Below are 14,293 nucleotides of genomic sequence, written 5' to 3'. Positions count from 1 at the left end.
ATTGGGGGTGCCAGGTGGAAGATCTGACCGACATCGAAGACGACGGCCAAAGCCTGACCAAACGTGTCCTGGACGCGGTGCTGGCGGCTGTCGAACTGGGCGATGCGGCAGCGGTTGACGACTTGTTGAATCCGCTGCACGCCGCTGACATCGCCGACCTTCTGGAACAGATTGATGGGCGTGACCGCCGTGCGCTGCTGACGCTGTGGCGCGGCGGGATGGACGGTGAAATCCTGTCCGAGCTTGAAGAATCCCTGCGCGAAGAAGTGATCCAGAGCCTGGCGCCGCTGGAACTGGCCGAGGCTGTGCGCGAGATGGAAAGCGACGATGTCGTGGACCTTGTCGAAGACCTTGATGACGCACAGCAAGAGGCCGTTCTGGATGCGCTTGGCGTCACCGACCGGATCGCTGTTGAACAGGCGCTGTCCTACCCCGAGGAATCCGCCGGCCGCTTGATGCAGGTCGAAGTGGTGCGCGCGCCGGTTCATTGGAGCGTTGGTGAAACCATTGATTTCCTGCGCAGTCACGATGATTTGCCAGAACAGTTTTACCATGTGATCCTTGTCGATCCGCGCATGAAACCAATGGGTTACGTGACGCTTGGCCGCCTGTTGGGTGCGCCGCGCGCTACCAAGCTGGCCGACCTGACCGAGGACAGCTTTCGCACCTTCCGCTATGATCAGGACGAAGGCGACGTTGCCTATGCCTTCAACCAGTATCACTTGATTTCCGCGCCTGTGGTCGATCAGAACGACCGCCTTGTCGGCGTGATCACGATTGACGATGCGATGATCGTTCTCGACGAGGAGCACGAGGAAGACATCCTGCGTCTGGCCGGTGTTGGCGAGGGCAGCCTGACCGACCGCGTCATTGAAACGACCCGGCAGCGCTTTCCGTGGCTGGCGGTGAACCTTGTCACGGCGATTCTGGCCAGTCTGGTGATTTCCCTGTTCGAGGATGTGATCGCGGGCTTTGTCGCGCTTGCCGTGCTCATGCCGATTGTCGCGTCGATGGGGGGCAACGCCGGCACGCAGTCGCTGACCGTGGCCGTGCGCGCCATTGCCACACGCGATTTGACCGGCGCCAACGTCTGGCGCGTGATCCGGCGCGAGGTCTATGTGGGCTGCGTAAACGGTGCGATTTTCGCCGTTGTGATGGGGGCCGTGGGCATGATCTGGTTCGGCTCGCCGATGCTCGGTGTCGTGATTGGCGTGGCGATGATTATCAATATGGTTGTGGCCGGACTGGCGGGCACGGTGATCCCTGTGGCGCTGGAAAAACTGGGTGTTGATCCGGCGCTGGCCTCGGGTGCCTTTGTCACCACGGTCACGGATGTTGTTGGATTCTTTGCCTTTCTTGGCTTGGCAGCGGTCGTTCTGTTGTGACCGGTCGAGCGGCAATAAAAGCGCAGGCCCGCAAGGCTGCCTTTGCGCGCCGCAAGCTGGCCCATGACAGCGGCACGGGCCACGCGGGCCATCTGTCGGCGGTTCTGGCCGGTTATCGTGGCGTGCCACTGGCGGGCTACATGGCGATGCGCACCGAGATCGACCCGACGGCGGCGATGGAAGAAGCCGCGGCGCATGGCCCGGTTTGCGTGCCTGTGATCATCGGAAAGGGCCAGCCGCTGAAGTTCCGCGCGTGGGAGCCTGACTGCGCCATGATTGCCGGGGAGTTTGGCGCGCAGGTTCCGGCCAGCGGCGATTGGATCACCCCGGAAATCCTGATCGTGCCGCTGGTTGCATTCAGCCGTGCAGGCGGGCGGCTGGGCTATGGTGGCGGGTTTTATGACCGCACGCTGGAGGGTCTGCGTGCTGCGCAGGCGACCTTGGCCATCGGCTTTGCCTATGCGGATCAAGAGGATGCGAACCTGCCGCTGGAGCTCACCGATCAACCGCTTGATTTGATCGTGACAGAACGCGGTGTGATCGAGGTGGGCAAATGAAGCCGGAAATCGCCGCCGTATTCGCCGCACAACCCCCGCTGGTGGCGCAGGGCATGGCGCGTCTGCGCAATTTGATCATCGACACGGGTGCAAGTGATCCGCGCATCGGCCCGCTGACCGAAAGCCTGAAATGGGGCCAGCCCGCCTTTCGGCCCAGGGCGGCAAACACGGGCACGACCCTGCGTGTGGCACCGCATAAATCCGCGACCTTTGCCTTTTGTGCCCCCTGTTCCACCACCGTCATTGCAACCCACGCGCAGCGTTTTGCGGGTGCCGACCGGATTGACGGCAGCCGCGCGATTCTGTTCGATCACCCCGACCAGATTGACACCGATCGCTTGCGCCTGACGATCCTGCACGGGCTGACCTATTTCTTATAATTCGCTTGCGCTTGGGCAGCGTGATTGCTTTACGGACCCCCATGCGAATTTTGTTTCTAGGCGATGTCATGGGCCGCGCAGGACGCGCGGCGATCACCACCCACCTGCCGCGTTTGCGTGATGAATGGCGGCTGGATTTTGTCGTGGTGAATGGCGAAAATGCGACCGGCGGCATGGGGCTTTCGGGCGCACATGCCAAGATATTGCTGGACGCGGGCGCCGATGTGCTGACCCTTGGCGATCACGCCTTCGATCAAAAAGACATGATGGCATTCATCGACAGTGAGCCGCGGATCATTCGCCCGCTGAACTTTTCCAAGGCCGCACCGGGTGTGGGCGCGCGGGTGTTCAACGCGCCCGGCGGGCGCAAGGTGCTGGTGGCGCAGGTGCTGGGTCAGGTGTTCATGAAACGTCCGTTTGACGATCCGTTTTCGGCGGTTGATTCCGTGCTGCGCCAACACCCGATGGGCGGTATGGTGCAGGCCAGCTTGATCGATGTGCATTGCGAGGCGACCTCGGAAAAAATGGCGATGGGCCATTTTTGTGACGGGCGTGCCAGCATTGTCGTCGGCACACATACCCATGTGCCCACAGCCGATGCGATGGTGCTGCCCGGCGGCACGGCCTACCAGACCGACGCGGGCATGTGCGGCGATTACAATTCGGTCATCGGCATGGAAAAAACCGAACCCCTGCGCCGCTTTATCACCGGCATGCCCAAGGCGCGGTTTTCCCCCGCTACGGAAGAAGCAACCCTATCGGGCCTGTTCGTCGTCACCGATGATCGCACGGGCAAGGCGACCCGCGTGGAAATGATCCGCACCGGCGGGCGTTTGCAGCAGGCGGCCCCGGCCTAATCCGCTTGCGTCGCTGTCCGCGCTCGGCGAAACTCGTGTGGTATAACAGGGTCATGCAATATGATTGAGCTTTTCGCGATCTCGGACACGGGGCAGGCGGTTTTGACCCTCATCGTCGTGGGGATCATGTTCGTGTTGTTCCTGCGCGAAACCTTCCCGACCGAAGTCGTGGCGATTGCCGGCGTGGCCCTGATGCTGATCAGCGGGGTGCTGCCTTATCAGGACGCGCTGAACGTGCTGTCCAACCCGGCGCCCTGGACCATCGCGGCGATGTTCATCGTCATGGGCGCGCTGGTGCGCACAGGCTCGCTTGAGGCGCTGACCAAGGTCGCCGAACGCAACGCCAAGACGCGGCCCGCGCTGGCGCTGGGCGGGTTGATGGCCTTTGTCGTGCTGTCCTCGGCGATTGTGTCCAATACGCCGGTGGTCGTCGTGATGATCCCCGTCTTTGTGCAACTGGCTCGCACGATGGGGCTGTCGGCGTCCAAGCTGTTGATCCCGCTCAGTTACGCGGCGATCCTTGGTGGCACGCTGACACTGATCGGCACCTCGACCAATCTGCTGGTCGATGGTGTGGCGCGCGCCCAGGGGCTGCGGGCCTTCACGATTTTCGAGGTCACGCCGCTGGGTATCATTCTGGTGGCGTGGGGTATGGTCTATTTGCGGTTCATTGCGCCGCGCCTTTTGCCCGATCGGGACAGCATGGCCAATTTGTTGTCGGACAAATCCAAGATGCGCTTCTTTACCGAGGCCGTGATCCCGCCCGAAAGCAACCTGATCGGGCGCGAGGTGACGGGGGTGCAACTGTTCAAACGTGACGGCGTGCGCCTGATCGACGTGGTGCGCGGCGATGCATCCTTGCGGCGCAATCTGGCAGGCGTGACCCTGCAGGTGGGTGACCGCGTGGTGTTGCGCACCGCGATGACAGAATTGCTGTCGCTGCAAGCCACCAAGGAGTTGAAGCGCGTCGATCAATTGTCCGCCGTGGAAACATCGACCGTCGAAGTGCTGATCACACCCGGGTGCAAGATGGTCGGACGCACGCTTGGCGCGCTGCGTCTGCGCCGCCGTTACGGGGTTTATACGCTGGCCGTGCATCGCCGCAACCAGAACATCGGGCGACAGCTGGATGAACTGGTTGTGCGGATTGGCGATACGCTGCTGCTGGAAGGCGCGCCCGAGGATATTCAGCGCCTCGCCAGTGATATGGATATGGTGGACGTGTCACACCCTTCGGCCCGCGCGTATCGTCGCAGCCATGCGCCGATTGTGATTTCCGCCCTTTTGGGGATTGTCGCGCTTGCGGCCTTTGGTGTCGCGCCAATCTTTTTTCTGGCTGTGCTGGCTGTTGCGCTGGTGCTTGTCACCCGCTGCATTGATGCGGACGAGGCGTTTTCCTTTATCGATGGCCGTTTGCTGGCGCTGATCTTTTCAATGCTGGCGATTGGCGCGGCTTTGGAGGCTTCGGGCGCGGTGGCCCTGATCGTCAGCGGCCTTGCCCCCGCCTTGCAGATGCTGCCGCCGTTCCTGATTGTCTGGGCGATTTACTTGCTGACTTCGGTACTGACGGAAATGGTGTCAAACAACGCCGTCGCGGTAGTGATCACCCCGATTGCGATCGGGCTGGCCACGGCGATGGGCCTTGATCCGCGCCCGCTGGTGGTGGCTGTGATGGTCGCGGCCAGTGCCAGTTTCGCCACGCCCATCGGCTATCAGACCAACACGCTGGTTTACGGCCCCGGCGGGTACAAGTTCAGCGATTTTCTGCGGGTCGGCATTCCGCTGAACCTGTCCGTCGGGATGCTGGCCAGTGCCGTGATCCCGTTCATCTGGCCGCTTTATCCGTAGCGCGCGACAAAGCGTTGCAGGATCAGTTCGGGTGTCGTGACATCGGCGGCGCGGCACATTGCGATCAGGTCATCGGCCTCGGATGGATCGAAATACCCTTTGTTTTTATAAAGCCTTATGCGCGTTTCAAAGCCTGCGGCGTCGGCTTCGGGGTGAAACTGCGTGGCGTAGACGTTGCTGCCGTGGCGGATCATCTGAAACGGGCAGGCGGGCGATGCGACAAGGTGGGTGCAGCCCTTTGGCAGGTCTTGCACCGCTTCCTTGTGGCCGACAAAGGCGTCGAATGTCTGTGGCAGGCCTGACAGCAGCGCATCATCGCGCCCGGCCTCAGTCAGGGTGCAGGGCGCGGCGCTGACCGGTTCGCCATAGCGCTCCTTGCTGACCGTGGCACCCAGATGGTGCGCCAGAATGCCGATGCCATAGCAGCAGCCCATGAACGGGTGATCCAGCGCCGTGATCTGCGGCATCAATGACAGGCAGGCGGCTTCGATCCGTGCCTCTTGCGGGGTTTTGTCTTCGGGTGCATCGCTCACACAACCCGGGCCACCGCCGACAATCACACCGGCAAAGTCACGCACATCCAGCCCGTCGGGCAGGTCTTCGCAATCCAGCCGGATACGCTGCGTATCCCCCGCCGCCAACCCGCCCTTGCGCAGGATCGCGGCGTATTCATCATCGCTCGCCTCGGTCTCGGGGCGCAGTTGCAGGATCAGAAACGGTTTCATAAGCGTGATGTCATCTTAAAGCGGCCAAAAGACAAGAATGGCCGGGATCGATACGGCGACAACCAGCACTTCGAGGGGCAATCCCATGCGCCAATAGTCGCCAAACCGATAGCCGCCGGGGCCAAGGATCAGCGTGTTGTTCTTGTGCCCGATGGGTGTGAGGAATGCGCAGGATGCCGCCACGGCCACAGCCATCAGAAAGGGATCGGGCGACACGTTCAGGGTTTGTGCCATCTGGATACCTACGGGGGCGGCGACGATCGTGGTGGCGGTATTGTTGAGCACATCCGACAGGGTCATCGTCACGACCATCAGCACCGTCAGGATCATCCAGGGCGCCATGCCCGCCGTCAGCCCGACCAGCCAGCCCGCGATGAGTTCCGTGCCGCCAGAGGCTTCCAGCGCCGCGCCCAGCGGGATCATCGACCCAAGCAATACGACGACGGGCCATTCGATGTGGTGATAAAGTTCGGACAGGGGGACAATTTTCGCCAGCACATAGGCGACCACGACCAGCCCCAGGGCGATGGGCAGGTAGATCAGCCCGAAGCTGGCCAGCGCCACGGCCCCGCCGAACAACCCGATGGCCAACCAGACCTTTGTGTCGGCGGTCACGGCCAGGCCACGGTCAGCCAAGGGCAGGCAGCCCAACCAGTCCGTCACCTCGGCGGTGTTGTCTTCGGGTGTGAGCAGCAGCAGGATATCGCCCGCGCGGATTTGTGTTTTGCGCAGGTTCGTGCGGATCGCTTTGCCCTGACGCGAGATGCCCATCAACACCGTGCGTTGCCGCCACGACAGACCCACGGTCTGCGCGGTCTTGCCGTTGATGCGGCTTTGATCGGTGACCACGACCTCGATCACCGACAGGCCTGCACCGTCCGCTTTCAGCAGGTCCTCGTGTTTGTCGTTGGCAAAGTTGAGCGACAGTGCGGCGCGAAATTCGTCCAGTGCTTCGGGCGCCGCCTCAAGCACCAGCGCGTCACCGGCGGCGATCTTGATGTTGCGTGCGGTGCCATAGCGGCGCTTGCCATCACGGATCAGCCCAAGGATGGCGACATCGTTCTTTTCGGCGATGTCGTAAAGGTCATTGACGCGTTTCCCGATATGTTTGCTATCGTCCGGCACGGTCAGCTCTGCGATGTAATCTGTTACGTTTTCAAGGGCTTGCCCCGCGTCTGGCCCGTCCTTTTGTGGGATCAACCGCCAGCCGACCAGCGCGACAAACAGCAAGCCGGCGACTGCTGTCACCGCCCCTACAGGCGCAAAATCGAACATCTTGAAGGGCGCGCCAAGGCTTTCCTGCCGGATCGCGGCGATGATGATATTGGGCGGTGTGCCGATCAGCGTGACCATGCCGCCAAGGATCGTCGCAAAGGACAGCGGCATCAGCGACAGGCTGGCGGCGCGCCCGGCCTTGCGCGCGGTTTGCACATCGACAGGCATCAACAACGCAAGGGCCGCGACGTTGTTCATGAACGCCGACAAGACGCCGCCGATCCCGCCCATGATGGCGATATGCGCCCCAAGGCTGCGGGTGCTGTCAACCAGCGTGCGGGTGATCAGATAGACCGCGCCCGAGCGCACCAGCCCGGCTGAGACAACCAGCACCAAAGCGACGATAATCGTTGCCGGATGACCAAAGCCGCTGAACGCGTCCTTGGTCGGGACCACGCCCAGCACCACGCCGATCAGCAGCGCGGTAAAGGCCACGAGATCATAGCGGAACCTGCCCCAAAGCAACATGCCGAACACGGCGCCGAACAGGGTAAAGAGGATGATTTGATCTGATGTCATGGCACAGGTGTAACGCGCGGTGCAGCCCGAAAACAGCGGATTTTTTGCCGTATGGAAACCGTATGGAAAACGTATGGCTGTCGTCTGGCCCGGCGGGGATTGCGGCCCCAGGCGTGAGTGCCATATAGAGACGCAGAAATCGCAAACCGGGAGAGCACCTATGGCAGGCCATTCCAAATGGGCAAACATTCAGCACCGCAAGGGGCGACAGGACAAACTGCGCTCCAAGCTGTTTTCCAAGCTGGCCAAGGAAATCACCGTGGCCGCCAAGATGGGCGATCCAGACCCCGACAAGAACCCGCGCCTGCGTCTGGCCGTCAAGGAGGCGAAATCGTCGTCGGTGCCCAAGGATGTGATCGACCGCGCGATCAAGAAATCCCAGGGTGGTGACGCCGAAAACTATGACGAAATCCGCTATGAAGGATACGGCCCCGGCGGGGTTGCCGTGATCGTCGAGGCGATGACCGACAACCGCAACCGCACCGCATCCACCGTGCGCTCCACGTTTTCCAAAAACGGCGGTAATCTGGGCGAAACCGGCAGCGTTGGTTTCATGTTCGACCGCAAGGGTCAGGTGATTTACCCCGCATCCGTTGGCGATGCCGACACGGTGATGATGGCGGCAATCGAAGCGGGCGCCGAGGATTGCGAAAGCACCGAGGACAGCCATGTGATCATCTGTGCCGACACGGACCTGAACGATGTGTCCACAGCTTTGGAAGCCGCATTGGGCGAGTCGGAATCAACCAAATTGATCTGGCAACCCAACATGTCCACCGACCTTGATCTGGACGGGCTGACCAAGCTGATGAAGCTGGTCGATGCGTTGGAAGACGACGACGATATCCAGACCGTCACGACCAATCTGGATGCCAGCGACGAGGTGATGGAAGCCTTTGCCAATAGCTGATCCGCGCTAGCAGACGGGCATCACCGGCGTATAGCTGACGGTGATCCCTGCCGCCTCGAGTTGTGCGACCTTGCCCGCATGGTCGGGGTCGGGTCCGAAGTTGTCCAAGGTCACTTCGCGCAGGTTCGGAATTGTCAGCAGCACCGACACGTCGAAATCATCCACCCCTTCGAGGTTGATGAATTCAAGGCTGGGGTGGTTGCGCAGGGCGCCAAGGTCGCGCACGTCGGAATAGCTGAGGTCAAGCTGTTTCAGGTTGGGCATGGAGCGGGCGAAAATCACGTTGGGAATGGGCGTGTTGCCGATGGCCAGCACTTCAAGCCCCGTCAACTGGCGCAAAACGCGGTAGTCATCCGTGTCCACGCCCTGCATGTGCAAAAGCCGCAGATTGGGAAAGCCCGCCAGTGGTGACAGGTCCGTCACCGGGGTGTCGCCGATATGGATTTCTTCAAGGGATGTCAGGGGTGTCAGCACCGACAGGTCGTTGAATCCTGTATAGCTGACCATGACGGACCGCAGGTGCGTCATGGATGAAAGGGCGGTGTAATCGGGCAGGTTGATGCTATCGAGGTTCAGTGTCGCGCAGCTGGTCGCCACGCAATCGGCGATGGCTGCGCGGCCGCGTTCCTGCGGCGTCTGGCTGGCCGGTGCCATCTGGCAGCTGGCAAGGGCCATGATGGTGGTGGCAAGGCCCAGCCCCTTGGTAGCGGTGATTGCGGATGCCAACATGTCAGTCCCCTTCATGGTTGGGGGCGAGTGTCGCCAAACTGGCGCACCGCGGCAAGTCGGGAATTGCTGACCCCCTTGTAGGGCGGCGCGCGTTGGGGTCATCTGCGCCCATGACACCCGCACCCAAATCACCCCTGATCGGCATTGTCTGGATGGCCCTCACGGGCCTGAATTTCGTTGCCGTGACGGCGATTGTGAAACATGTGGGCAGTGCGGTGCCACCGGCGCAGGCGGCATTTTTACGCTATGCTTTGGGGGTGGTGTTTCTGGTGCCGATGATCCGGCCAATTCTGGCGGCACATCTGACGCGTCGACAGGTCAAGCTGTTCGCCCTGCGCGGGGTCGTGCATACGCTGGCGGTGATCTTGTGGTTCTACGCGATGACGCAGATTCCCATCGCCGAGGTTACGGCGATGAATTATCTGTCGCCGGTTTACGTGACCATTGGCGCGGCCTTGTTTCTGGGCGAGGCCCTGCCGCCGCGCCGGTTGGCGGCTGTGGGAGTGGCGCTGATCGGGGCGGTGATCATCCTGCGCCCCGGATTGCGGGCGGTGGAACCGGGCCATATCGCGATGCTGTTCACGGCCGTCGCCTTTGCCGCCGGATACCTGATCGCGAAACGCATGTCGGGCGAGGTTTCGGCGCCTGTGGTCGTTGGCATGTTGTCAGTTACCGTCACGATCGGGTTGTTTCCCTTTGCATTGATGGACTGGGTCACGCCCACCTGGACCGACATCGGCTGGCTGTTTCTGGTCGCCTGCTTTGCCACGGCGGGGCATTACTGCATGACGCTGGCGTTCGCCGCGGCCCCCCTGACGGTGACGCAGCCGGTGACGTTTTTGCAACTGGTCTGGGCGGTCATGCTGGGGGCGTTGGTGTTCAACGAGGCGGTTGATGGTTGGGTGATCGCCGGTGGCGCGTTGATCATGGCGTCAGTGTCGTTTATCACATGGCGCGAGGCGCGCGCGCGGCGGATCATCACCCCGCCGGTCCCCGCCACCAAGTAGGGCGCATCCGCCGCCAACCTAGGGGAAACATGTCACTGCCACCCGGCTTTCTTGATGAATTGCGCAACCGGCTGAGTATTTCTCAGGTCGTCGGGCGCAAGGTCATGTGGGATACCCGCAAGTCGAATCAGGGCAAGGGCGACATGTGGGCGCCATGCCCCTTTCATCAGGAAAAAAGCGCGTCTTTTCATGTGGATGACCGCAAGGGATATTATTATTGCTTTGGCTGCCACGCCAAGGGCGATGCGATTTCCTTTGTGCGCGAAACCGAAAATGTCGGCTTTATGGAAGCGGTCGAGATTCTGGCGCGCGAGGCGGGCATGCCGGTGCCGCAGCGCGACCCGCAGGCCCAAGCCAAGGCCGACCGGCGCACCCAACTGGCCGATGTCATGGAACAGGCGGTGCAGTTCTTCCGCCTGCAGGTGAAAACCGGCGGCGGCGCGGCGGCGCGCGACTATCTGGCGGGGCGCGGCCAGCCCGACGGCTGGCTGGACCGCTGGGAAATCGGCTTTGCCCCTGATGGCTGGCAGGGCTTGTGGGATCATCTGACTGGCAAGGGTGTGTCGCAAGACCTGATCGTGGGCTGCGGGCTGGCCAAGGAAAGCCAGCAGGGCAAGAAACCCTACGATACCTTCCGCAACCGGATCATGTTCCCGATCCGTGATGCGCGCGGGCGCTGCATTGCCTTTGGCGGTCGCGCGATGGACCCCGCAGACAAGGCGAAATATCTGAACTCGCCGGAAACGGAACTTTTTGACAAAGGGCGCAGTCTTTATAACCACGGGCCCGCCCGCGAGGCGGCAGGCAAGGGCCAGCCGCTGATCGTCGCCGAAGGGTATATGGATGTGATCGCGCTGTCGGAGGCAGGCTTTGGCGCGGTCGTTGCGCCGCTTGGCACGGCGATCACCGAAAACCAGTTGCAGATGCTGTGGCGGGTCGCGCCCGAACCGATCATCGCGCTGGATGGTGACACGGCGGGCCTGCGCGCGGCGATGCGGCTGATTGATCTGGCGCTGCCGCTGCTTGAGGCGGGGCAGTCGTTGCGCTTTGCCCTGATGCCCGAAGGCCAGGACCCTGATGATCTGATCCGCGGGCAGGGGGCAGGGGCGATGCGCGCGGCCCTTGAAAGGGCGATGCCGATGGTCGAACTGCTGTGGCAGCGCGAAACCGAAGACCGTGTTTTCGACAGCCCCGAACGCAAGGCCGCGCTGGATAAGGCCTTGCGCGAAAAGATAAATCTGATCCGTGATCCGTCGATCCGCAACCACTATGGGCAGGCGATCAAGGAAATGCGCTGGCAGTTGTTCAGCCCGCGCCGCGCGACACCGCAAAGGGGTGGCGGGGGCGGCAAATGGCAGCCGCCGGGCGTGCCGCATCAAAGCACCAAGGCGTCAATGCTGGCGATTGGTGGCGGGGGCGAGGACCATCTGCGTGAAGCGGTGATCCTGGCGACGCTTATCGCAAACCCGCAGGTCGTTGGCGGGTTCTGGGGCGCGCTTGAGCGGATGGGGTGTTCCAGCCCTGACCACGCCACGATCCGTGACGCGATCCTGCGGCATGGCGATGCGCAGGACTTGCGGGCCGCGATCGAGGGCGAAATCGGGCCGGACCCCCTTGCAAAGCTGTTCACCCAGGCCCATGTCGCCATTTCACCGGCCGTGCGCCGCCCCGACAACGGCGAGGTCGCCAAGATGTGCCTGGCCGAAGAACTGGCGAAACTGAGCGCGCGGCGCGGCCATCTGCACGAAATCCAGGAGGCGATTGAGGATCTGTCGTCTGATGTCGCCGACGAACGCCTGACTACGCGGCTGGCGCAATCGCGTGATGCGATGAACCGCGCAGGCAAGCTGGACGACGATGACAGCGCTGAATTTGATAGGGGCGCGAATGGTGCGCTGATGAACAAGGACGAGCGCAGCGCATTTGATCGACTTTTAGAGCAGATCACCTTTGAAAAGGGGCGTGCGCGCCCTAAATAACCAGTCTGGCAACAGATCGAAAGAATCAGGGGGTATCGCCTTGCGAATCACCCCCGCAACAGGTTGATTCGGAAGCAAGCGAATCACCGAATCACTTCCACGGGCGTCAGCCCTTCCGCAAGGAGCCCCACATGGCCGCGAAAGACAACGATGACCGCAAAGTGGACGACGGTGATATTTCCCTTGATATGAGCCAGGCGGCCGTCAAAAAGATGATCGCCGAGGCGCGCGAGCGGGGCTACATCACCTATGACCAGCTGAACGCCGTGTTGCCCCCCGAACAAGTCAGCAGCGACCAGATCGAAGACGTGATGTCGATGCTGTCGGAAATGGGCATTCAGGTCACCGAGGAAGAAGAAAGCGAAGAAGTCGACGACGACGGCAAGGGCCGCGATGTCGCGACAACCGGCGGCCCGCGCGAGATTGCGCTGGCCGGGGCCGACAACGAAAAGCTGGATCGCACGGACGATCCGGTGCGTATGTATCTGCGCGAGATGGGCAGCGTTGAACTGCTGTCGCGCGAGGGTGAAATCGCCATTGCCAAGCGGATCGAGGCCGGCCGCAACACGATGATCCTGGGGCTATGCGAAAGCCCGCTGACATTCCAGGCGATCACGATCTGGCGCGACGAATTGCTGTCCGAGGACATTTTGCTGCGCGATGTGATCGACCTTGAGACAACGTTCGGTGATCAGTTGGACGAGGACGCCGAAGGCACGGCGCCCGTGGTTGACGGCGCCAGTGCGGACGATGGCGACGACAAGGACGACAAGCCCGAGCTTGACGCCGACGGCAACCCGATTGCCAAGGATGACGACGACGAGGATGACGAAGAGCAGGCCAACATGTCACTGGCCGCGATGGAAGCCGCGCTGAAACCGCGCGTGCTGGAAACGCTTGACCTGATCGCGCGCGACTTTGCCAAACTGTCGGATATGCAGGACGCACGGATTTCGGCGCAGTTGAACGAAGATTCAAGCTTTACCGACAAGGCCGAAAAGAAATACCAGAAACTGCGCTCGGAAATTGTGGAGCTGGTGAACTCGCTGCACCTGCACAACAACCGTATCGAAGCGCTGATTGATCAGCTTTACGGCATCAACCGCCGCATCATGCAGATCGACAGCAATATGGTGAAGCTGGCCGATCAGGCCCGCATCAACCGGCGCGAATTTGTCGAAGCTTACCGCGGCCGCGAGCTTGACCCCAACTGGCTTGAGGATATGGCCGAAAAGGCAGGGCGCGGCTGGCAGGCGTTCATTGAACGCTCGACCGACAAGGTCGAAGACCTGCGCGCCGAAATGGCACAGGTTGGCCAGTATGTCGGCGTTGATATCACCGAATTCCGCCGCATCGTGCAGCAGGTCCAGAAGGGTGAAAAAGAAGCCCGGCAGGCCAAAAAGGAAATGGTCGAGGCGAACCTGCGTCTGGTCATTTCGATTGCCAAGAAATACACGAACCGCGGCTTGCAATTCCTTGATCTTATTCAGGAAGGCAACATTGGCTTGATGAAGGCCGTGGACAAATTCGAATACCGTCGCGGATATAAATTCAGCACCTATGCCACCTGGTGGATCAGGCAGGCGATTACCCGCTCCATCGCCGATCAGGCCCGCACGATCCGTATTCCGGTCCACATGATCGAAACGATCAACAAGCTGGTGCGCACGGGCCGCCAGATGCTGCACGAGATCGGCCGCGAACCGACCCCCGAAGAACTGGCCGAAAAGCTGCAAATGCCGCTGGAAAAGGTCCGCAAGGTGATGAAAATCGCCAAGGAGCCGATCTCCCTTGAGACCCCCATTGGTGACGAGGAAGACAGCCAGCTTGGCGATTTCATCGAGGACAAGAACGCGGTTCTGCCGCTGGATTCCGCGATTCAGGAGAACCTGAAGGAAACCACGACACGGGTGCTGGCGTCATTGACCCCACGCGAGGAACGTGTGCTGCGGATGCGTTTTGGCATCGGCATGAACACCGATCATACGCTGGAAGAAGTCGGTCAGCAGTTCAGCGTCACCCGCGAACGCATCCGCCAGATCGAAGCCAAGGCGCTGCGGAAATTGAAGCACCCCAGCCGCTCGCGCAAGCTGCGCAGTTTCCTGGATCAGTAAAACACACG

12 protein-coding genes are annotated in these 14,293 nt (G+C 61.5%); 9 read left to right on the top strand and 3 right to left on the bottom strand.

The window, feature by feature from the left end:
• The first annotated feature begins 14 nt into the window (after positions 1–14).
• The 5 genes from mgtE to FTO60_RS11175 are packed head-to-tail and all read left to right on the top strand — an operon-like array spanning position 15 to position 5,027.
• Entirely contained in the window at positions 15–1,385 is a 1,371-nt protein-coding gene (mgtE, locus tag FTO60_RS11195; RefSeq protein WP_254696790.1) for a magnesium transporter, read from the top strand.
• Entirely contained in the window at positions 1,382–1,942 is a 561-nt protein-coding gene (locus tag FTO60_RS11190) for a 5-formyltetrahydrofolate cyclo-ligase (protein ID WP_148056034.1), read from the top strand. Before mgtE ends, FTO60_RS11190 begins: the two co-directional genes overlap by 4 nt.
• Entirely contained in the window at positions 1,939–2,322 is a 384-nt protein-coding gene (locus FTO60_RS11185; RefSeq protein WP_148056033.1) for a DUF1801 domain-containing protein, read from the top strand. The genes FTO60_RS11190 and FTO60_RS11185 overlap by 4 nt, the downstream gene beginning before the upstream one ends.
• 41 nt (positions 2,323–2,363) lie before the next feature.
• The gene (locus tag FTO60_RS11180) at positions 2,364–3,179 is read left to right on the top strand and encodes a TIGR00282 family metallophosphoesterase (protein WP_148056032.1); all 816 of its coding nucleotides are present in this window, start codon (positions 2,364–2,366) and stop codon (positions 3,177–3,179) included.
• A 60-nt stretch (positions 3,180–3,239) separates the two neighbouring features.
• Positions 3,240–5,027 carry an SLC13 family permease gene (locus FTO60_RS11175; RefSeq protein WP_254696789.1) on the top strand — a complete coding sequence of 596 codons (1,788 nt, stop codon included), beginning with the start codon at positions 3,240–3,242 and terminating at the stop codon, positions 5,025–5,027.
• Here FTO60_RS11175 and FTO60_RS11170 read toward each other — a convergent pair.
• Both FTO60_RS11170 and FTO60_RS11165 read right to left on the bottom strand, forming a co-directional pair.
• Positions 5,018–5,752, bottom strand: coding sequence for a glutamine amidotransferase (locus FTO60_RS11170; RefSeq protein ID WP_148056031.1), 735 nt, complete (start codon positions 5,750–5,752; stop codon positions 5,018–5,020). The two genes, FTO60_RS11175 and FTO60_RS11170, sit on opposite strands and share 10 nt — an antisense overlap.
• 15 nt (positions 5,753–5,767) lie before the next feature.
• Positions 5,768–7,546: an SLC13 family permease gene (locus tag FTO60_RS11165; protein WP_148056030.1), complete on the bottom strand. Its 1,779-nt coding sequence runs from the start codon at positions 7,544–7,546 to the stop codon at positions 5,768–5,770.
• A 160-nt stretch (positions 7,547–7,706) separates the two neighbouring features.
• Between FTO60_RS11165 and FTO60_RS11160 the strand changes: the two genes are divergently transcribed.
• Entirely contained in the window at positions 7,707–8,456 is a 750-nt protein-coding gene (locus FTO60_RS11160) for a YebC/PmpR family DNA-binding transcriptional regulator (RefSeq protein WP_148056029.1), read from the top strand.
• Between the two features lie 6 nt (positions 8,457–8,462).
• Here the strand turns inward: FTO60_RS11160 and FTO60_RS11155 are convergent, their stop codons facing one another.
• On the bottom strand, positions 8,463–9,185 hold the full coding sequence (locus tag FTO60_RS11155; RefSeq protein ID WP_148056028.1) for a leucine-rich repeat domain-containing protein: 723 nt from the start codon (positions 9,183–9,185) through the stop codon (positions 8,463–8,465).
• 110 nt (positions 9,186–9,295) lie between these two features.
• On the opposite strand from FTO60_RS11155, the gene FTO60_RS11150 reads away from it, so the two are divergent.
• From FTO60_RS11150 to rpoD, 3 genes are all read left to right on the top strand, one after another.
• The gene (locus FTO60_RS11150) at positions 9,296–10,192 is read left to right on the top strand and encodes a DMT family transporter (RefSeq protein ID WP_148056027.1); all 897 of its coding nucleotides are present in this window, start codon (positions 9,296–9,298) and stop codon (positions 10,190–10,192) included.
• 29 nt (positions 10,193–10,221) lie between these two features.
• Complete coding sequence (gene dnaG / locus FTO60_RS11145; protein WP_148056026.1) at positions 10,222–12,171, top strand: DNA primase; 1,950 nt, start codon at positions 10,222–10,224, stop codon at positions 12,169–12,171.
• A 131-nt stretch (positions 12,172–12,302) separates the two neighbouring features.
• On the top strand, positions 12,303–14,285 hold the full coding sequence (gene rpoD, locus FTO60_RS11140) for an RNA polymerase sigma factor RpoD (RefSeq protein WP_148056025.1): 1,983 nt from the start codon (positions 12,303–12,305) through the stop codon (positions 14,283–14,285).
• Positions 14,286–14,293: the final 8 nt, after the last annotated feature.

The sequence above is a fragment of the Octadecabacter sp. SW4 genome (genome assembly GCF_008065155.1).
Lineage (GTDB): Bacteria > Pseudomonadota > Alphaproteobacteria > Rhodobacterales > Rhodobacteraceae > SW4.
The sequence above is the reverse complement of the archived record's forward strand: the minus strand, read 5'-3'. Positions and strand labels throughout refer to the sequence as shown.